We start from the raw sequence: 19,171 nt of genomic DNA on the forward strand, positions 1-19,171 counted from the left end.
TACGCGTTGCGTATCGTTGCAAGCTACAGTGATGAGGTCGGATCGTCACGGAACGGAGACGCCATGGTGAACCGGGATTCGCCGCGCGGAACAGCACCCGCGGCCCTCGAGGACGCGGAGCAGGAGAGCGCCATGCTGCGGCCTGCCCACGGGTTCAGCGTCCGCGACTACGCGAAGTCCGCCGTCGGCAGTCGTCGCAAGGAGATCGACGCCGCGGCCTTCGCCGAAACGCCGCTGCGTGCTGAGACGGTCGCGCTGCTCCGCGCCCTGTCGGACATCGAGCGCGCGACGATGCAGTACCTCCGCGGGGTGCTCGTCACCCCCACCCACAAGGACGCCAGGGTCACCGCGTTCCTCATCACCTGGGCGTACGAGAAGTACTGGATCACCGACACCCTCGACACCGTGCTCAAGGCGAACGGGACCCCGCGCGACAAGACGCGTTCGACGGGTCTCCGCCGCACCGTCCACGGCGTGCGCGACCGCTTCGCGCCCATCGGCCAGGCCCTCATCGCGAACGTGCTCGGCGAGGACGTCATCGCCTGGCACATGACGATCGGGACGATCGACGACCTCATCACCCACACGGCGTACCGTGCGGTGCGCGAGCGCGAGCCGCACCCCGTGCTCGACCGCCTCGTCGACGAGATCCTCGAGACGAAGGCCAGGCACCTCGAGTTCTTCACCGCTCAGGCGAGTGACCGCCTCGCCGCGTCGCCCCGCGCGCAGGGCATCACCCGTCGCCGCATCCGGAACGCCGTGTGGCCCACCGGCTCCGATGCGAACGGCCCCCGACAGACGGCGCGGTTCGCCGCGCTCGTGTTCCGCAGCACCGCCACCTGGAGCGACCCCGCCGTCCTCGGCATCGACGCGTCGATCGACGCGCTGCCCGGTCAGTCGGGCCTCCATCTCGCCGCAAGACTTGCCCGCCGCGGACGCCGCGGCAGCCTCGAGGAGAACCGATGACCGACACCCCCACCCCAGACGCCGAGCAGCCCGACGCCCAGGAGCCGGAGGCTCAGCAGCCGGACGCACAGGAGTCCGCAGCCGAGCAGCCCGCCATCGCCCCGGACGCCCTCGACGGCGCGCACGTCCTCGTCACCGGCGGCACCGGCTTCCTCGGCCAGGCGGTGCTCGAGCGCCTGCTCGCCGATCACCCGACCACGCGCGTCAGCCTGCTCATCCGGAAGAAGGGGTCGGTCCGCGGGAGCGACCGCCTCCAGACCCTGCTCCGCAAGCCGGTCTTCAAGGCCTGGCGCGAACGCGTCGGCGCCGAGGCCGCTGCGGCGATCGTGGCCGAACGCGTCAGCGTGATCGAGGGTGGCCTCGACGAGATGGCACTGCCGGCCGACCTCGACGTCGTCATCCACAGCGCGTCGACCGTCTCCTTCGACCCGCCGATCGACGAGGCCTTCGCCACGAACGTCGGCGGCGCGACCACCCTGTACGCGGCGCTCGCGAAGAGCGGCGCGACCCCGCACGTCGTCCACGTCTCCACCGCCTACGTCGGCGGCACGCGGAAGGGCATCCAGCCGGAACGCAGCCTCGCGCACGACGTCGACTGGCGCGTCGAGGCCGAGGCAGCCCGCTCGGCGCGCGTCCGCACCGAGGAGTCGTCCCGTCGTCCGGAGGTCTTGCGCAAGCTCATGCAGACCGCCCGTCGCGAGCACGGCAAGGCCGGGCCCCAGGCCGTCTCGAACGCCGCCGAGGCCGCACGCATCGCGTGGGTCGACGCCCGACTCGTCGCCCACGGGCGCGCACGCGCCGAGAGCCTCGGCTGGACCGACGTGTACACCTTCACGAAGGCGATGGCCGAGCGGGTCGCCGAAGAGCGCTGGGCCGGTGAGGGCAACCGACTCTCCGTCGTGCGTCCGTCGATCATCGAGAGCGCGCTCGCGCACCCCTTCCCCGGCTGGATCGACGGCTACAAGGTCGCCGACCCGCTGATCATCGCCTACGGGCGCGGACAGCTGCCCGACTTCCCGGGCCTCCCCGACAGCGTGCTCGACATCATCCCCGTCGACTTCGTCGTCAACGCGATCCTCGCTGCGGCCCAGACCCCGCCGGAGCCGGCTGCGGCGCGCTACTTCCACGTGAGCTCCGGAGCCAGCAACCCGCTGCCGTTCCACAAGATGTACGCGAACGTGCACAGCTACTTCACGGAGCACCCGATCCCGGCGGACGCCGGCGACATCAGTGTGCCGACCTGGAACTTCCCCGGCGGGCGCGCCATCGAGCGCTCCATCGACCGGCGGCAGAAGGCGACGACGGCGGCCGGCCGGGTCGTCTCCCACCTGCCGGCGAACGCGACCACCCGCGGGTGGCAGGACCGGATCCGCAAGGCGTCGAGTGACCTCGGCTCACTCCGCGACTTCACCGGGCTCTACCGCTCCTACGTGCAGAGCGAGATCGTCTTCGACGACCAGCGCACCCGTGACCTCCACGCCTCGCTGACGCCCGAGCAGCAGGCGGACCGCGGGTTCGACGTCACGACGATCGACTGGGACGACTACTTCCAGCGCATCCACTTCCCCGCCGTCACGACCCTGACCCGCGCCTTCGCCAACCGCAAGGCGGGCGCCGCGAAGCAGCAGAAGATCCTGCCCGTGCGCGACGACGTCCTCGCGGTGTTCGACCTCGAGGGCACGGTGCTCGCCTGGAACCTCATCGAGCAGTACCTCTGGCTGCGGCTCGCCGCGACCTCGCGGTCGCGCTGGCCCATCGAGATCGCCGCGCTCGGCGCCTCCATGCCGGGGTACATCGGTGCTGAACTCCGCGACCGCGGTGAGTTCATCCGCACGTTCATGCGCCGCTACGAGGGCGTCGACGTGGCGCAGCTCGAGAAGATCGTCCGGGGCGGCTTCGGCAAGGCCGTCCGGTCCCGCCTCCTCCCCCAGGCGCTCGAGCAGATCGCCGCGCACCGGGCAGCCGGTCACCGGACGATCCTCGTCACCGGCACCATCGACCTCATGACGGCTCCGCTCGAGCCGTTCTTCGACGAGGTCGTGGCCGGGGCGATGCACGCCGAGAACGGACGCCTCACGGGCTACCTCGACAGCCCGCCGCTCGTCGACGAAGCGCGCGGCGCCTGGCTCACGCAGTACGCCGAGCAGCACGGCATGGACCTCGCGCACTCCTACGGCTACGGCGACTCCCATGCGGACGCCGCCTGGCTGCAGCTGGTCGGGAACCCGGTCGCCGTCAACCCCGACCACACCCTGTACAAGCTGGCGCAGGCCGGCCGGTGGACGGTGCGAGAATGGGCACGAACCACCGGAGGCGTCCGCTCCGAAGACGAACTGACCCGCGCACCGCGCCCCGCACAGCCGAGAGGAGAGCGGACGGCCGAGGACACGATCCCCGACCGCCCCACCGCACATGGCGTTTGACATCGACAAGTTCACCGAGACGAGTGTCTCGGTGAACTGGAGCGACCTCGACTTCGACGAGTTCAAGACGAACCCGCTCCCCGCTTCCACCCTGCGCAGCCTGCGCTACATGTGCGACATCGAGTACCACACGGTCTGCTACCTGCGCGACATGCTCATGACGCCGTCCCACGAGGACGACGAGGTCGGCGCGTTCATGACGATGTGGAACCGTGAGGAGTTCTGGCACGGGGAGGCGCTCGCCGCCGTCCTCGCCGCCCATGACATCACGGTCGACTTCGACGAGCTCAAGGCGACGCGCCTGAAGCTCGGCTGGAAGGACCGCCTCGACCCCATCAAGCAGTCGATCCTCGGCAACCTCGTGGGCACCGACTTCATCGCGGTGCACATGAGCTGGGGCGCGGCGAACGAGTGGTCCGCGACCGCCGCGTACACCCGCCTCGCGCAGTTGGAGCGGCACCCGGTGCTCTCGGTGCTCCTCAAGCGGATCGCGAAGCAGGAGACGCGTCACGTGGCGTTCTACGCGAGCCAGGCCAAGGCACGCCTGGAGTCGTCGAAGAGCGCACGTCGACTCACCCGCTTCCTGCTCCGCAAGGTGTGGGGCCCCGTCGGCTCGGGCGTCATGCCCGACTCCGAGGTCACGCACGTCATGGGCCACCTCTTCGGCGACGAGGACGGCCTGGCCGAAGTGCGTCGCATCGACGGGCACATCGCGAAGCTCCCCGGCATGGAGGGGCTCACGATCATCGAGAACTCGCTCCGCGTGCGCGGCGTCGCTGCCTGAACCGCGCCACCTTCGTCCAGCAGCCCCGGTCGGATCTCCGACCGGGGCTGCTTCGTGTCGTGCGGGCCGGGTCTCAGCTCTGCGAGACGATGCGGGCGCCGTGGACCGGTCCGTGGGCACGGATGACCTTCAGCCCGTACGAGGCGAGCGTCACCTGCAGTTCGACGGCGTCGTCGGTGTCGGCCGCCAGGAAGGCGATCGTCGGCCCTGAGCCGGAGACGAGGCTGCCGAGGGCGCCCTGGGAGTCGCCGAACTCGAGCACCTCGCCCAGCACCGGGCGCAGCTGCAGCGCAGCGGCCTGCAGGTCGTTGTAGAGGACCTCGCCGAGGAGGTGGGCATCGCCCGCCCGCAACGCCTGGAGCACCGCGGCGTCGACCGTCGGCTGACGACCGGACGGCGAGATGTCGAGGATGTGCCGCGCACGGTGGGCGTCGAGCTCCTGGTAGACCTGCGGGGTCGACATGCCGAAGTCGGCGAGGGCGAGCACCCACTCGAACTGTCCCTTGGCCAACGCGCTGCTCAGTTGGTCGCCGCGGCCGGTTCCGACCGCGGTGCCGCCGAGGAGGGCGAAGGGCACGTCGGCGCCGAGGCGTGCCGCCAGCGCCAGGAGGTCGTCGCGGCTGCGTTCGGTCCCCCAGAGGGCGTCACAGGCGAGCAGCGTGGCCGCGGCGTCGGCTGAGCCGCCGCCCATCCCGCCGGCGACCGGCACGTGCTTCTCGATCTCGAGCCGGACACCGCCGCGGTACCCGGTCCGTCTCGCGAGGGCCTTCGCGGCACGGATGGCGAGGTTGCTCGTGTCGGTCGGCACACCCGACACGTCGACCGAGCCGGAGAACGACACACTGAAGTCGTCGGCCGGGTACGCGTGCACGTCCTCGTACAGCGAGATCGCCTGGTACGCGGTCGCGACGTCGTGGTAGCCGTCGTCCATCACTTCGCCGACTTTGAGGAAGACGTTGATCTTCCCCGGTGCTCGCACGTGGACGTGCTTGAGGATGGCCTCGGTGGTCATTGTTCCAAGTTAGTCGATCGAGCAGGCGCCTCGGACCGCGTCACTTGTCGGAGGAGTCCGCCCAGATGTTGACGTCGGCGCCCTCCGCGAGTCGGTCGATCTCCTCGAGCTCCTCGGTCGTGAACGCGGGGCCGTCGAGCGCCGCCAGGTTCTCGTCGAGCTGCTCGGGGCGGGAGGCGCCGATGAGGGCGGAGGTGATCGCGGGGTTGTTCAGGACCCAGGCGAGCGACATCTGCGAAAGGGTCTGCCCGCGCTCCACGGCGATGTCGTTGAGGGACCGGAGGCGGGTCGCCATCTCCTCGCTCACCTGCCGGTCGGGCAGGGACGGACGGTTCGTCGCACGCTCGGCCGGGCCGTCGCCGAGGTACTTGTCGGTGAGCAGGCCCTGCGCGAGCGGCACGAAGGCGATCGCGCCGAGGCCGGTCTCGGTCAGCACCTCGGTGAGGCCGTCCTCGACCCAGCGGTTGAGGATCGAGTACGACGGCTGGTGGATCACGAGCGGCGTGCCGAGCTCGCGAGCGACGGCGTGTGCGGCGGCCGTCCGCTCGGCCGAGTACGAGGAGATGCCGACGTACAGGGCCTTGCCGGAGCGCACGATCGCGTCGAGCGCGCCCACGGTCTCCTCGATGGGCGTGACCTCGTCGACCCGGTGCGAGTAGAAGATGTCGACGTAGTCGAGACCCATCCGCTCGAGCGACTCGTCGAGGCTCGCGGTCAGGTACTTCTTCGAACCGAAGTTGCCGTACGGGCCTGGCCAGAAGTCGTAGCCGGCCTTCGAGGAGATGATGAGCTCGTTGCGGTACGGACCGAAGTCCTCGCGCATCATGCGACCGAAGTTCGTCTCGGCGGAGCCGTAGGGCGGGCCGTAGTTGTTCGCGAGGTCGAAGTGGGTGATGCCGTGGTCGAACGCGTGGCGCAGGAGCGCGCGCTGCCCGTCGAACGGCCGGTTGTCGCCGAAGTTGTACCAGAGGCCGAGCGAGATCGGCGGGAGGAAGAGCCCCGAGGTGCCGACCTGGCGGTAGTCGTTCCGCGCGTAGCGGTCGTCCGCCGCTGCGTACGGGCGGTGGATGTCGGGGACGTTCAGCGGGAATCGAGCATCAGCGGTCATGCGCCAACGTTATCGTCCCGCACGCACGATCGACAGGAAGTCGTGGACCGTGAGCTCCTCGCCGCGGGCCGTCGGCTTCACCCCGGCGGCCTCCATCTGCTCCGTCGCGGCCTGGGAGCTGCCGAGGACGCTCCCGAGTGCCTGCCGGAGCATCTTGCGACGCTGCTGGAACGCCGCGTCGATGAGCGCGAAGGTCTTGATGCGCTCCTCCTCGGTGCCGATGACGTCGATGCGCCGCTCGAATCCGACGAGCACGGAGTCGACGTTCGGGATGGGCCAGAACACTTGCCGACTCACCTGACCGGCGATGCGCCAGGCGCCGTACCAGGCGGCCTTCGCGCTCGGGGCGCCGTAGACCTTGCTCCCCGGGCCGGCGGCGAGTCGGTAGCCGACCTCGGCCTGCACCATGACGACACCGGCCGTCAGCGAGGTGAAGTGCTCCAGGAAGTGCAGGAGGACGGGCACGGAGATGTTGTACGGCAGGTTGGCGACGAGTCGGTTGGGCTGCGCCGGGAGTTCCTCGATGCGCATCGCGTCCTCGTGGACGACCGACAACCGGTCGATCATGCCCGGTGCCATCTCCCCCACGGTGAGCGGCAGCTGCTTGGCGAGCCGACCGTCGATCTCGACGGCGACGACGCTCGCGTCGGCCTCGAGCAGGCCGAGCGTCAACGAGCCGAGGCCAGGGCCGATCTCGACGACGACGTCGCCCGGAGCGACGTGCGCGACCGACACGATCTTGCGGACGGTGTTCGCGTCGATGACGAAGTTCTGACCGAGCTTCTTCGTCGGCGTCACGTCCAGCAGGGTGGCGAGATCTCGGATCTCGGCGGGGCCGAGCAGGGCGACGGAGGCGGTCATCCCTCCAGTATCCCTGATCGCGGAGCCGGTCCTCGTCGGGCGACGGGCGCGAGGCTCGGTGACGGGCTCAGTCGCTCAGTCGGCCCAGGAGCCGTAGACGCGCTCGGTGTTCGTCGCGAGCTGCGTCGCGAACGCGGCGACGTCCTCGCCCAGGTGCTCGGCCATGCCGCGCACCGTGTACGGGAGGAGGTACGGCGCGTTCGGACGGCCACGGAACGGGGCGGGCGTGAGGTAGGGCGCGTCGGTCTCGACCATGATCAGCTCGCGGGGCAGGATCGCGAGCGCCTCACGCAGCGGTGCGGCGTTCTTGAACGTGACCGTCCCGGCGAAGGAGGCGTACCAGCCGTGCTCGGCGCACAGCTCGGCGAGCTCCGGGCCGCCCGAGAAGCAGTGGAAGACGGTGCGTTCGGGAGCGCCCACCCGGAGGAGCGTCTCGACGACCTCGTCGTGGGCGTCCCGATCGTGGATCTGCAGCGCGACACCGTGCCGCTTCGCGATCGCGATGTGTGCTTCGAACGATGCGAACTGCGCCGCTCGGCCGTCCTCCTCGGTGCGGAAGAAGTCGAGGCCGGTCTCGCCGACGGCACGGACACGGGGCTCTGCCGCGAGACGGTCGATCTCGGCCAGCGCCTCGTCCAGGGTTCCCGCGCGGTCGAGGTCCGGTGCGTCGTTGGGGTGGATCGCGACCGCCGCGAGCACGCGGGGGTCACGAGCGGCGATCGCCGCCGACCAACGCGAGGTCTCGACGTCGGTGCCGACCTGCACGATGCCGCGGACCCCGACGGAGGCCGCACGGTCCAAGTGCTCGGACGGGGTCAGCGGGGCGTCGCCGTCGGCGTGCTCGAGGTGCGTGTGGTTGTCGTAGACCGCGACCGGCAGCACCTCAGGTGCCTCGGGGTAGCTCAGCTGCTTCCGCTCCCCCGCTTCGCGCTGCCGCAGGTGCGGTGTGGCGGCCGGATCCGGCGCGACGCCCCCGCTCATTCGGCGACGGCCTCGATCCGCGGGAACAGGGGCTCGAGCCCTGCCACCGAGGTGCCGGCGGGCAGCTGCCCCCAGGTGCCGACGTCGCCGATGCGCTGTGCCCCGAGCTCGCCGAGGGCGGCTTCGGCGCCGAGAGCGGACCACAGTTTGGTGGTCGCCTTCGGGACGAAGGGGTGCAGCAGGACCGACAGGGCGCGCAGGCCCTCGACCGCCGTGGCGAGCACGGTGCCGAGCCGCTCCCGCTTGGCCTCGTCCTTCGCGAGCGCCCACGGCTCCTGCTCGGTGATGTAGCCGTTCAGCTCGTCGACGATCCGCCAGATGGCCGCGAGCGCGTCCTGGATGGCGAGGCGCTCGATCGCGGCGTCGGCGTCCGCAGCCGCCCGGGCGACCGTCTCCTGGATGGCCACGTCGGCCGGTTCGGAAGGGCCGCTCGCCGGCACGACGCCGTCGAAGTACCGCGTCACCATGGCGAGCACGCGCGACGCGAGGTTGCCGAAGCCGTTCGCGAGCTCCGCCTGGTACCGCGCGGAGAGGTCCTCCCAGCTGAACGAACCGTCCTGCCCGAAGGCGATGGCGCGCATGAAGTAGTAGCGGAACGCGTCGGAGCCGAAGGTGTCGGTGATCTCACTCGGTGCGATACCGGTGAGCTTCGACTTCGACATCTTCTCGCCGCCGACGAGCAGCCAGCCGTGACCGAAGACCCGCTTCGGGACCTCGAGCCCGGCGGCCATGAGCATGGCCGGCCAGATGACCGCGTGGAACCGCAGGATGTCCTTGCCGACGATCTGTGTGGCGGGCCAGCGCTCGGCGAACGCCTCCTCGTCGGAGCCGTACCCGGCGGCGGTGATGTAGTTGAGCAGGGCGTCGAACCACACGTAGACGACGTGGCTCTCGTCCCACGGCACCTTGATGCCCCAGTCGAAGGTCGAGCGGGAGATGGACAGGTCCTTGAGCCCCTGGCGCACGAACTGGATGACCTCGTTGCGCGCCGACTCCGGCTGCACGAACTCCGGTCGTTCCTCGTAGAGGGCCAGCAGGCGCTCGGCGAAGTCGCTCATGCGGAAGAAGTAGTTGCTCTCCTGGAGCAGTTCGACCGGCTTCGAGTGGATCGCGCACACGAGCTGCCCGACGTACTCGCCGGTGCCCTGCACGAGGTCGCTCTCCTGCTTGTACTCCTCACAGCCGACGCAGTAGTACCCCTCGAACTCACCGGTGTAGATGAAGCCGGCGTCGTACAGGCGCTGGAGGAAGAGCTGGACGTTCTGCTCGTGCCGTTCGTCCGTCGTGCGGATGAAGTCGTCGTTCGAGATGTCGATCGTGTCGAGCAGCGGGTACCAGGACTCGCTGACGAGCTTGTCGGCCCACTCCTTCGGCGTCACGCCGTTCGCGGTCGCCGTGCGCAGGATCTTCTGGCCGTGCTCGTCGGTCCCGGTCAGGAACCAGGTGCGGTCTCCGGCCTGACGGTGCCAGCGCGCGAGGACGTCCGCGGCCACCTCCGTGTAGGCGTGCCCGATGTGCGGGGCATCGTTGACGTAGAAGATGGGCGTGGTGATGTAGAACGAGGTGCCGTCGGCCATGGGGTCAATCCTAGGACGAGCGGGCGTCGCCACCGTGCCTGTTACGGTGCGGGACGCACCTGCGCGTCCGGTGACGCCTTCGGGGGCCGGGCTGCGAGGGCCGCCTGGTACAGGTCGCGCTTCGAGAGGCCGGTGGCCTCGGCGACCTCGTTGGAGGCGTCCTTCAGGCGCGTGCCCGACGCCACGAGCGCGAGCACCTGCTCGAGCGCGGTGGCCGGATCGGCCTCGACGGCCTCCGCACCGGCGATGACGATGCAGATCTCGCCTTTCACACCCCCGGACGCCCACTCGGCCAGTTCAGCGGCCGTTCCCCGCTTGACCTCCTCGAACAGCTTGGTGAGCTCCCGGCACACCGCCACGCGACGTTCGGCTCCGAGCACGGAGGCGATGTCCTCGAGGGAGGAGGCGAGTCGGTTGGGCGATTCGAAGAACACCATCGTGCGTGGCTCGGTCGCGAGGCCCCGGAGGCTGCTGCGTCGGTCGCCCGGCTTCCGCGGGAGGAACCCCTCGAAGGTGAAGCGGTCGGTCGCGAGGCCGGACACGGCGAGCGCCGTCACGACCGCCGACGGCCCGGGGATCGCGGTGACCTGGACGTCTGCGGCCGCCGCCGCGTCGACGAGATGGAAGCCGGGGTCGGACACGGTCGGCATGCCGGCGTCGCTGAGCACGAGGACGTCGGTCTCACGGGCCAGTTCGACGATCTCGGCCGCACGTTCGCGCTCGTTGTGGTCGTGCATGGCGATGAGCCTCGGCCGCGATTCGACACCGAGGGCGCGCAGGAGGTGGATGGCCGTCCGGGTGTCCTCGGCGACGATGACCTCCGCCGCGGCCAGCGCTTCCCGGAGTCGTGGCGACGCATCGCCGAGGTTGCCGATGGGGGTCGCTCCGAGGATGATCACCGGACCAGTCTCCCATCCGGTCGGGGTGGTTAGATGAGACGGTGTCGGTCGATCTTCTGGAAGCCCCTGTGACGGGATCCCGCCTCGACCGCTGGTGGGAGCGGATGCTCCGCACCGAGCGCCGCCGGAAGCTCTGGATCTGGGGCGGTCCGGCCGCCGTGACACTCCTCGCGTTCGTGCTGCGGTTCTGGAACCTCGGTCACCCGCACTCGCTCGTCTTCGACGAGACCTTCTACGTGAAGGACTCGTGGTCGCTGTGGCTGAACGGCTACGAGAGCACCTGGCCGGACGGGGCCGACGAGGGCTTCGCGAACGGCGACGCGGGCAGCCCGAGCACGAACCCCTCCTACGTCGTGCACCCACCGCTCGGGAAGTGGTTGATCGCGCTCGGCATCGCCGTCTTCGGCATCGACGACAGCACCGGGTGGCGCATCTCCACCGTGATCGCCGGAACGCTCGCGGTCCTGCTCGTCACGCTCATCGCCAAGCGGTTGTTCACCTCGTCGATCCTCGCCGTCCTGGCCGGGTTCCTGTTCGCGATCGACGGCCACGCGATCGTCATGGCCCGGGTCTCGCTGCTCGACAACTTCGTCATGTTCTTCGTCCTGGCGGGATTCGGCGCGATCCTGCTGGACCGGTCGTGGCACGCGTCACGCCTCGCGGCGAAGGTCGCGTCAGCCCGGGCGAGCGGCGCCGATCCGGCCTGGGGTCCCGTCCTCTGGTGGCGGCCGTGGCTGCTCGCCGCAGGGGTCGCGTTCGGCGCGGCCACCGCGGTCAAGTGGAACGGGCTGTACTTCCTCGCCGCGTTCGGCGTGTACGTGATCGTCACGGATCTGCTGCTCCGCCGCCGACTGGGCCTCAGCCTGTGGGCGAGCGCAGCGGTCCTCAAGCAGGGCCCCGTGTCCTTCGTGACCCTCGTCCCCGTGTCCGCCGTCGTGTACCTCGCCAGCTGGACCGGCTGGATCAGGACGTCCGGCGGGTACGACCGCCAGTGGGCCGATGCGGTGGGCAACGCCTGGACCGGCACCTTCGCGTGGGTCCCCCACTGGTTCCAGAGTCTCCTCCACTACCACCAGAGCGCCTACAGCTTCCACGTCGGCCTCAGCACCCCGCACCCCTACGCCGCGAACCCGCTCGGCTGGCTGCTCATGATCCGGCCGACGAGCATGTACTACCAGTCCCCCGCCACCGGGACCGACGGCTGCGCGTGGGACGCCTGCTCCTCCGCGATCACCTCGATCGGCAACCCGCTCATCTGGTGGGGCGCCGCCGTCGCGCTCGGGTACTGCGTCTACCGGCTCGTCCGCTACCGCGAGTGGCAGGTCGGGCTCATCGTCCTGGGCGTCGCAGCCGGGTACCTGCCCTGGCTGCTCTACCTGAACCGGACGGTGTTCCAGTTCTACACGATCGTCTTCGAGCCGTACCTCATCCTGGCGCTCGTCTTCGCGATCGGGAAGATCCTCGGGTCCCGCGACGACCCGGAGGAACGCCGATTCGCCGGCGTCGGCGTCATCGGGGTGTTCGTGACCATCACGACGCTGTTGAGCATCTTCTGGTATCCGCTCTGGACCGCCATCACCGTGCCCTACTGGTTCTGGCACCTGCACGCCTGGTTGCCGTCATGGGTGTGACGGGAGGTCGGTGATGAAGGCGCTCCCCGGGGTGCTCGTCGCCGGTGCAGCGGCGCTCGCCGCCCTGGGCCTCCACACCCTCCTGCCGGTCGTCCCGCTGCTCACCGCGAGCGTCCTGCTCGGCATGGTGGTGGGCCAGCTTCCGCCGTTCCAGCGGCTCGCGGCGGGCGTCCTGAAGCCGGGACTCGGCATGAGCGCGAAACGGTTCATGCGGATCGGTGTCGTCCTGCTGGGGCTGAAGCTGAGCCTCGTCGACATCGCCGGCCTGGGGTGGGTCACGCTCGCCACCACGGTCGCGATCGTCGTCGTCACGTTCTTCGTCACCCTCTGGCTCGGCCGGAGACTGGGGCTCGCGGGCCCCGAACCGCTCCTCATCGCCACGGGCTTCTCCATCTGCGGCGCCTCCGCCATCGGCGCGATGAGCGGCGTCGTGAAGGCGAAGGACGAGGAGCAGGCGACGCCCGTCGCGCTCGTCACGCTCTGCGGGACCCTCGCGATCTTCGTCCTCCCGGCGCTCCGCGGCCCACTCGGGCTCAGTGACGAGCAGTTCGGTCACTGGGTGGGGGCGAGCGTGCACGATGTGGGCCAGGTCGTCGCGACCGCCCAGATCGCCGGCACGGGCGCACTCGCGATCGCCGTCGTCGTCAAGCTGACCCGCGTCGTGCTCCTCGCCCCCATGGTCGCCGCCGCCGCGACGATCGAGCGCCGCCGACTCCTGGCGGTGTCGGCCCGCACCGGTGCCCATGCTGATGCAGACGGAGCCGCGACCGCAGCCCGACCGCCGATCGTCCCGTTGTTCGTGGCGGGCTTCATCGCCGCGGTCCTCGTCCGCACCCTGCTCCCGGTGCCCGAGCTCGTCCTCGACGTCGCCGACGGCGTGCAGACCGCGCTGCTGGCGATGGCGCTCTTCTCGCTCGGTGCCGCGATCCGCGTCCGCACGCTCGTCACCACCGGGTGGCGCGCGCTCGTCGTCGGGCTCGTCTCCTGGCTCCTCATCGCGGTGCTCGCGCTCGGAGCGGTGCACCTGGCCTGAGGCAGGGGCACGCGGTCGCTTTCGCGGCACGTCATGCACGGCGTGCCGCGGGCGCGGGCACGTGCCTGGGCAGCTCGGCTAGTGCTCGCCGCCCACGATCTTCAGGCCGATGACACAGCCGATGAGCCCGAGGATGAGCAGCACCTTGACGACCGACAGTTGCTCGCCGCCGAAGGTCATGGCGTACCCGACGGTGAGCGCGGCACCGATCCCGACCCAGACCGCGTAGGCGGTGCCCACCGGGATGTCGCGCATGGCCCAGGCGAGGCCGGCCATGCTGAGCACGAGCGCCCCCGCGAACGTCACGGTCGGCCAGAGCTTCGTGAAGCCCTCGGACTTGCCGAGCGCGGTGGCCCAGACGGCTTCCAGGACGCCGGAGGCGATGAGTACGATCCAAGACATGACGATCACTCCCAAGTGGTCAGTCTTGTCGCGTTCCGGGTACTGCGCCCTCGTCCGGCAGCCCGATCAGGGCTGTGACTCACACGATACGCCGACGCCCTGGGCAGGCCCTGTGCAGTGGGGTCGAATGCGACGCAATGTTGCAGCACGGTGAAGCGCTCGACGGTGCTCCGGTAGCGTGAACGCATGGCAGATCGTGAGTATGGCTTCCGCACGCGTGCGATCCACGCGGGCAACATCCCCGACCAGGTGACCGGCGCACGGGCGCTGCCCATCTACCAGTCGAGTGCCTTCGTCTTCGACGACACCGCCGACGCCGCCGCGCGCTTCGCCCTGCAGAAGTACGGGAACATCTACTCCCGCCTCGCCAACCCGACGGTCGCGAGCTTCGAGGAGCGCATCGCCAGCCTCGAGGGCGGCCTCGGCGCCGTCGCGACCGCCTCCGGTCTCGCCGCGCAGTACATCACCTTCGCCTCCCTGGCGGGGCAGGGCGACCACATCGTCGCCTCGGCCAACCTCTACGGAGGCTCGATCACGCAGCTCGACGTCACCCTCCGCCGGTTCGGCATCGAGACCACCTTCGTGCAGTCCTCCGACGCCGCCGACTACGCCGCCGCCATCCAGGAGAACACCAAGCTCGTCTTCGCCGAGACGGTCGCGAACCCCTCGGGTGAGATCGCCGACATCGAGGGCCTGGCCGACGTCGCGCACGCGCACGGCATTCCGCTCATCATCGACTCGACCATCGCGACGCCCTACCTCAACCGCCCGATCGAGTGGGGTGCCGACATCGTCACGCACTCGGCCACCAAGTTCCTCGGCGGCCACGGCACGACCCTCGGCGGTGTCGTCGTGGAGAGCGGGCGCTTCGACTGGAACACCGACAAGTTCCCCCTGTTCGGTCAGCCCGTCCCGAGCTACGGCGGCCTGCAGTGGTCGGGCAACTTCGGCGAATACGCCTTCCTCACCCGGCTGCGCGCCGAGCAACTCCGCGACATCGGTCCGGCCCTCGCACCGCACTCGGCCTTCCTCCTCGCCCAGGGCGTCGAGACGCTGCCGTTCCGGATCCAGGCCCACGTCGACAACGCGCGGATCGTCGCCGAGTGGCTCGACGCCGACCCGCGCATCGCCGCCGTCAACTGGGCCGGGCTCCCCGCTCACCCGCACCACGAGCGCGCGAACAAGTACCTGCCGAAGGGGCCGGGCTCGGTCTTCAGCTTCGAGGTGAAGGGTGGCCGTCAGGTCGGCCAGAAGCTCATCGAGTCCGTCGACCTCGCGAGCCACCTGGCGAACATCGGCGACGCGAAGACGCTCATCATCCACCCCGCATCGACGACGCACGCGCAGCTGTCCGACCAGCAGCTCGTCGACGCCGGCGTGCTGCCGGGCATCGTCCGGCTGAGCGTGGGCATCGAGGACCCTGACGACATCATCTACGACCTCGACCAGGCGCTCGCCGCCGCGGTGAAGGAGTGATGGCATGAGCACTTCGACAAGCTCAGTGACCGGTGTGGACGCGACCGTGACCGACGGAGACGCGACCGAGACGGTGCGGCTCACCAACGGCCTCACCTGCTCGCTGCCCGCCAATTCGCCGCTCGCGAAGCTGTTGCGTTCGCAGCGCACCTGGGCGGGCCCCGATGCGAAGGCCCGCCTGAAGCTCCTCCGCGAGGCGAAGTCCGTCGCGATCGTCGGCGCCTCACCGAACCCGGCGCGTTCCTCGTACTTCGTGGGCACCTACCTGCAGCAGTCGAGCGACTTCACGATCTACTTCGTGAACCCGAACGCCACGGAGATCCTCGGTCAGCCCGCCTACCCCGACCTCGCCTCCCTGCCGGAGGTACCCGACATCGTCGACGTCTTCCGCAAGGCGAGCGGCATCCCACAGGTCATCGACGAGGTCGTCGCCATCGGAGCACCGACCGTCTGGGTGCAGCTCGGCATCTGGAACCAGGAGGCGGCCGAGTACGGCGAGTCGAAGGGCTTGAACGTCGTGATGGACCGCTGCATCAAGGTGGAGCACGCGCGGTTCCACGGTGGCCTCCACCTGCTCGGCTTCGACACCGGCCAGATCACCGCCCGCAAGACCCTGCGCTGACGCCTCGGTTCCCTGAACTCGTCGGCAGGTCGCACTTCGACAGGCTCAGTGACCGGGGACGGCTCAGTGACCGGGACAGTCCGGGATACAGCCCTGGATACACTCGTGACGTGCCTGCGTCGAACCTCCGAGTGACCGTCCTGGGGCCGGTGCTCGTCGAGGGACGCACCGGTCGGCTCGTCGAACCCGGCGGCCGGCTCGCCAAAGCGCTGGTGACCATCCTGGTGCTCGCCGACGGGCGCGCCGTCTCGACGGCGGCCCTCATCGACGAGCTGTGGGACGACGCACCGCCCGCGGGTGCCAAAGCCGCGCTGCAGACCCTGGTTTCACGGGTGCGCGCCGTGTCGGCGCCCGACCTCATCGACTCCTCGGCCGCCGGCTATCGACTGTCGATCGACCAGTCCCTGGTCGATCTCCACGTCGCCGCGCAGGCGGCCGATGCGGCGTCGACGGCCATCCGCGCCGCCGACCCGCACGCCGCGGGCACGCTCACCCGGGACGCGCTCCTCCTCTGGACGGGTGATCCCGGCGCGGAACTGGACGGCCCGCTCGGCGACGAGCTGGCGCACCGCGCGGCGCGGCTGCGCGACGAGCTGCGCCGGGTGCGTGCCCAGAGCCGCCTCGAACTCGGCGACGGCGCGGCCGTCATCACCGATCTCGAGGCGCTCGTCGCCGCCGACCCGCTCGACGACGCCACCCAGCTCATGCTCTTCAACGCCTACGCGCAGAGCGGACGTCGCTCCGACGCGATGCAGCTCTTCGCAGACCACCGACACCGACTCCGGGACGAACTCGGTGCCGACCCGACGTCGGCGCTGGTCGCGGCACACGCGGCGCTCCTGCAGGACGCCGTCGAGCCGTCTCCGCCGGCGGCCACTCCCCTGGCCGCCCGGGTCTCCAGCATGGTGCTCGGACTCCGGACGGCGCCGAACGAGCTCCTCGGTCGCGACACCGACCTCGACGCGATCGGCACGCTCGTGTCCGAGGTCCGCCTCACCACGATCCTCGGCCCCGGTGGCCTCGGGAAGACCCGACTCGCCCAGGAGGTCGCCCGGCGCGCCACCACGACCACGCCCGGCGTCGTCGTGGTGGAACTGGCGAGCGTGCGGGACCCGGACGATCTTCCGCTCGCGGTCGCGACCGCACTCGGCATTCGCGAGGCCCCGACGCCGCGTCGGCTGAGCGAAGCGATCATGGCGCAACCGGTCGAACTGCACGAGCGCATCATCGACCGACTCTCGGAGCGGCCGACGCTGCTCGTGATGGACAACTGCGAGCACCTGGTGGACGCGGCGGCACGCTGGATCGCCGACGCGCTGGACTGGGCCGGCGACCTCCGCGTCCTCGCGACGAGTCGGAGCCCGTTGTCGATCGCCGCGGAGCACGTGTATCAACTCGACCCGCTGGACGCCGCCGTGGACGGCACCGACCTCGAACACGCGGGCCCGGCGGTGCGGCTGTTCGTCGAGCGTGCCCGCGCCGCCCGTCCGGCGCTCCATGTGCCACTCGACGTCGCGGCACGTCTCTGCGCGAAACTCGACGGCCTCCCGCTGGCGATCGAGCTCGCGGCGGCGCGCACCAGATCCATGTCGGTCGAGGAGGTGGAGCGGCGACTCGGGAACCGCTTCACCCTGCTGACCGCCGGTGATCGCAGTGCGCCTGAGCGCCACCGCACCCTCCTCGCCGTCATCGACTGGAGTTGGAACCTCCTGGGCGAGCACGAACGTGTCGTCCTCCGTCGCATGTCCAGGTTCCCCGACGGCTTCGATCTGGAGGCGGTTGCAGCGCTCGCCCCCGAGGTCGAGGTCGTGGAAGCGCTCGACGCGCTCGTCGGCCAATCCTTGCTCACCGTGCAGGACGACCCGGCCACCGGGACCGTCCGATTCCGCATGCTGGAGACGGTCCGCGAGTTCGGCGCGATCAAGTCCGCCGAGGCGCACGAGGACGCCCTCGTGCTCGACCGCACTCGGACCTGGGCGGTCGCACTCGCCGAGACGCTCCTCCCCGCCATGCAGGGACCGCGACAGGTGGCGGCATTCGCGCGCCTCGCCCTCGAACAGGACACCCTGGTGGACGTGCTCCGCAGGGCCGTCGCCGACGATCGCGCCGACGTCGTCGCCCCGGTCTTCGCGGGACTCGCCCTCTTCTGGACGATCCGCAGCGCGCATCAGGAGGTCCTGGTCTTCGGAACGGCCGTCCTCGACGTGCTCCGCCATCAGGACCCGGAGTCGGTGTCGACCGACACCCCGGCCATCGCCGTCGCCATCATCACCGTGACCTTCCTCGCCACCGATCCCCGGACGTCCGCGCGGGCGATCGGTGTCCTCCGCCGACTCGAACGGGCGCGGAGGACACAGGCCCCACGGATGCGCGCGATGGTCAGCCTGTTGCTGGTCGCGGGCCGCCCCGAACGCGCGGAGGCCCTCCTCCGCGAGTACTCCCGGTCGAACGACCCGCACGTCGCGAACCTCGGGAACCTCATGTCGGCCCAGGCGGCGGAGAACGACGGCGACCCCCGCGCCGCCGAAGCGGCCGCCCTGCGCGCGAACGACCTCTCGCTCACGCTCGGAGACGTGTGGGGCGCTGCCATGAGTGCGCACATGCTCGCCCAACTGCACAGCCAGAACGACGAGCCGGAGGAGGCGCTCGTCTGGGCGGCCCGCGCTGCCGAGGGTCTGACCGCGATCGGTGCCGAGGCGGACCTCCGTCAACTCGAGTGGCTGATCGCGATCGGCGACATCGCCCGCGGTGACCACGCCGCCGCCACCACCGTGCTCGACCGGTTCCTCTCGGACGACGTCTCGTTCTCCGCGTTCGCACCCCTCCCCGAACGGCGGTCGATCGGCTGGGCCGGTCTCGCCGAGATCGCGCGGGCACAGGGCGACGCCGCACGGGGAGCGGAGCTCTACGGGAAGGCGCTCGTCGCGTTCGCTCCGGGTGAGTCGCGACGATCGCCGTGGTTCACCCTCGTCGGCTCCGCCTCGATCGCCGCCGCCGTGCTGGACGGCGTCCCGGACGCCACCGAGGTCCAGCATCTCGTGCGACGGGTCCGCACCCGCACCATCGCGCTGGGACGCCTCCTCCCGAACCGGTTCGACCGACCGGTGCTGGGTTCCACCGTCATCGCCCTCGGTTCCTGGTACGTCCGCTCGGACGACGACGAGGTGCGGTTGATCGGTGCCGAGCTCGTCGTGCTCGCCAGTGCGCTCGCCTCCCGTCAGGACATCCCGTCGCTCGTCCGCGCACCACACGAGGCAGCAGCGGCGGCGCGCCTCACCGCGACCGAGCGCGACCGCATCGCCGAGCGGACCCTCCCCCTGCAGGCGCACGAGAGCGCCGCCAGGGCGTTCGAACTGCTCGGCAGTCCTGCCCTGGCGGCGCGCTGATCGGTCGCGG

General features: G+C 70.3%; 15 protein-coding genes and 1 riboswitch. Of the genes, 8 read left to right on the forward strand and 7 right to left on the reverse strand.

Annotated elements, in window-relative coordinates:
* The first annotated feature begins 63 nt into the window (after positions 1-63).
* Genes CCK91_RS09345 through CCK91_RS09355 form a run of 3 tightly spaced genes read left to right on the forward strand, consistent with a single transcriptional unit; the run spans position 64 to position 4,173 of the window.
* Positions 64-966, forward strand: a complete 903-nt coding sequence (locus tag CCK91_RS09345; protein WP_086473736.1) for a hypothetical protein — start codon at positions 64-66, stop codon at positions 964-966.
* On the forward strand, positions 963-3,389 hold the full coding sequence (locus CCK91_RS09350; protein ID WP_086473737.1) for an SDR family oxidoreductase: 2,427 nt from the start codon (positions 963-965) through the stop codon (positions 3,387-3,389). The genes CCK91_RS09345 and CCK91_RS09350 overlap by 4 nt, the downstream gene beginning before the upstream one ends.
* The gene (locus CCK91_RS09355; RefSeq protein WP_079705450.1) at positions 3,379-4,173 is read left to right on the forward strand and encodes a hypothetical protein; all 795 of its coding nucleotides are present in this window, start codon (positions 3,379-3,381) and stop codon (positions 4,171-4,173) included. The genes CCK91_RS09350 and CCK91_RS09355 overlap by 11 nt, the downstream gene beginning before the upstream one ends.
* Positions 4,174-4,246: 73 nt before the next feature.
* Here the strand turns inward: CCK91_RS09355 and CCK91_RS09360 are convergent, their stop codons facing one another.
* The 6 genes from CCK91_RS09360 to rsmI form a co-directional block, all read right to left on the reverse strand.
* Complete coding sequence (locus CCK91_RS09360) at positions 4,247-5,185, reverse strand: 4-(cytidine 5'-diphospho)-2-C-methyl-D-erythritol kinase (protein WP_086473738.1); 939 nt, start codon at positions 5,183-5,185, stop codon at positions 4,247-4,249.
* Between the two features lie 40 nt (positions 5,186-5,225).
* Positions 5,226-6,293: an L-glyceraldehyde 3-phosphate reductase gene (mgrA, locus tag CCK91_RS09365; RefSeq protein WP_086473739.1), complete on the reverse strand. Its 1,068-nt coding sequence runs from the start codon at positions 6,291-6,293 to the stop codon at positions 5,226-5,228.
* A gap of 9 nt (positions 6,294-6,302) precedes the next feature.
* Complete coding sequence (gene rsmA / locus CCK91_RS09370) at positions 6,303-7,154, reverse strand: 16S rRNA (adenine(1518)-N(6)/adenine(1519)-N(6))-dimethyltransferase RsmA (protein ID WP_086473740.1); 852 nt, start codon at positions 7,152-7,154, stop codon at positions 6,303-6,305.
* A 75-nt stretch (positions 7,155-7,229) separates the two neighbouring features.
* The gene (locus CCK91_RS09375; protein WP_086473741.1) at positions 7,230-8,135 is read right to left on the reverse strand and encodes a TatD family hydrolase; all 906 of its coding nucleotides are present in this window, start codon (positions 8,133-8,135) and stop codon (positions 7,230-7,232) included.
* Positions 8,132-9,712 carry a methionine--tRNA ligase gene (gene metG, locus CCK91_RS09380; RefSeq protein ID WP_086473742.1) on the reverse strand — a complete coding sequence of 527 codons (1,581 nt, stop codon included), beginning with the start codon at positions 9,710-9,712 and terminating at the stop codon, positions 8,132-8,134. The genes CCK91_RS09375 and metG overlap by 4 nt, the downstream gene beginning before the upstream one ends.
* 41 nt (positions 9,713-9,753) lie before the next feature.
* The gene (gene rsmI / locus CCK91_RS09385; RefSeq protein ID WP_086473743.1) at positions 9,754-10,611 is read right to left on the reverse strand and encodes a 16S rRNA (cytidine(1402)-2'-O)-methyltransferase; all 858 of its coding nucleotides are present in this window, start codon (positions 10,609-10,611) and stop codon (positions 9,754-9,756) included.
* Between the two features lie 68 nt (positions 10,612-10,679).
* Here rsmI and CCK91_RS09390 point away from each other — a divergent pair, with 68 nt between their 5' ends.
* Positions 10,680-12,242, forward strand: a complete 1,563-nt coding sequence (locus CCK91_RS09390) for a dolichyl-phosphate-mannose--protein mannosyltransferase (protein ID WP_242664492.1) — start codon at positions 10,680-10,682, stop codon at positions 12,240-12,242.
* Positions 12,243-12,255: 13 nt separating this feature from the next.
* Entirely contained in the window at positions 12,256-13,275 is a 1,020-nt protein-coding gene (locus CCK91_RS09395; protein ID WP_086473744.1) for a YeiH family protein, read from the forward strand.
* A 78-nt stretch (positions 13,276-13,353) separates the two neighbouring features.
* Here CCK91_RS09395 and CCK91_RS09400 read toward each other — a convergent pair whose 3' ends face one another.
* Positions 13,354-13,677 carry a DMT family transporter gene (locus tag CCK91_RS09400; RefSeq protein WP_079003866.1) on the reverse strand — a complete coding sequence of 108 codons (324 nt, stop codon included), beginning with the start codon at positions 13,675-13,677 and terminating at the stop codon, positions 13,354-13,356.
* Between the two features lie 14 nt (positions 13,678-13,691).
* Positions 13,692-13,755: riboswitch (guanidine-III (ykkC-III) riboswitch) on the reverse strand.
* A 108-nt stretch (positions 13,756-13,863) separates the two neighbouring features.
* On the opposite strand from CCK91_RS09400, the gene CCK91_RS09405 reads away from it, so the two are divergent.
* The 3 genes from CCK91_RS09405 to CCK91_RS09415 all read left to right on the forward strand — a co-directional run bounded on the left by CCK91_RS09405 (position 13,864) and on the right by CCK91_RS09415 (position 19,161).
* Complete coding sequence (locus CCK91_RS09405) at positions 13,864-15,153, forward strand: O-acetylhomoserine aminocarboxypropyltransferase/cysteine synthase family protein (protein ID WP_079705440.1); 1,290 nt, start codon at positions 13,864-13,866, stop codon at positions 15,151-15,153.
* Between the two features lie 4 nt (positions 15,154-15,157).
* Positions 15,158-15,775, forward strand: a complete 618-nt coding sequence (locus CCK91_RS09410; protein WP_086473745.1) for a CoA-binding protein — start codon at positions 15,158-15,160, stop codon at positions 15,773-15,775.
* Positions 15,776-15,885: 110 nt separating this feature from the next.
* Complete coding sequence (locus CCK91_RS09415; protein ID WP_119863550.1) at positions 15,886-19,161, forward strand: BTAD domain-containing putative transcriptional regulator; 3,276 nt, start codon at positions 15,886-15,888, stop codon at positions 19,159-19,161.
* The last annotated feature ends 10 nt before the right edge of the window (positions 19,162-19,171 follow it).

The sequence above is a fragment of the Plantibacter elymi (nom. nud.) genome, from assembly GCF_900177795.1.
Lineage (GTDB): Bacteria > Actinomycetota > Actinomycetes > Actinomycetales > Microbacteriaceae > Plantibacter > Plantibacter elymi.

Bases quoted from the DNA above. Each gene is read 5' to 3' on its own strand.
- CCK91_RS09345 (WP_086473736.1), top strand. From the start codon at position 64: ATGGTGAACCGGGATTCGCCGCGCGGAACAGCACCCGCGGCCCTCGAG.
- CCK91_RS09350 (WP_086473737.1), top strand. From the start codon at position 963: ATGACCGACACCCCCACCCCAGACGCCGAGCAGCCCGACGCCCAGGAG.
- CCK91_RS09355 (WP_079705450.1), top strand. From the start codon at position 3,379: ATGGCGTTTGACATCGACAAGTTCACCGAGACGAGTGTCTCGGTGAAC.
- CCK91_RS09360 (WP_086473738.1), bottom strand. From the start codon at position 5,185: ATGACCACCGAGGCCATCCTCAAGCACGTCCACGTGCGAGCACCGGGG.
- mgrA (WP_086473739.1), bottom strand. From the start codon at position 6,293: ATGACCGCTGATGCTCGATTCCCGCTGAACGTCCCCGACATCCACCGC.
- rsmA (WP_086473740.1), bottom strand. From the start codon at position 7,154: ATGACCGCCTCCGTCGCCCTGCTCGGCCCCGCCGAGATCCGAGATCTC.
- CCK91_RS09375 (WP_086473741.1), bottom strand. From the start codon at position 8,135: ATGAGCGGGGGCGTCGCGCCGGATCCGGCCGCCACACCGCACCTGCGG.
- metG (WP_086473742.1), bottom strand. From the start codon at position 9,712: ATGGCCGACGGCACCTCGTTCTACATCACCACGCCCATCTTCTACGTC.
- CCK91_RS09395 (WP_086473744.1), top strand. From the start codon at position 12,256: ATGAAGGCGCTCCCCGGGGTGCTCGTCGCCGGTGCAGCGGCGCTCGCC.
- CCK91_RS09400 (WP_079003866.1), bottom strand. From the start codon at position 13,677: ATGTCTTGGATCGTACTCATCGCCTCCGGCGTCCTGGAAGCCGTCTGG.
- CCK91_RS09405 (WP_079705440.1), top strand. From the start codon at position 13,864: ATGGCAGATCGTGAGTATGGCTTCCGCACGCGTGCGATCCACGCGGGC.
- CCK91_RS09410 (WP_086473745.1), top strand. From the start codon at position 15,158: ATGAGCACTTCGACAAGCTCAGTGACCGGTGTGGACGCGACCGTGACC.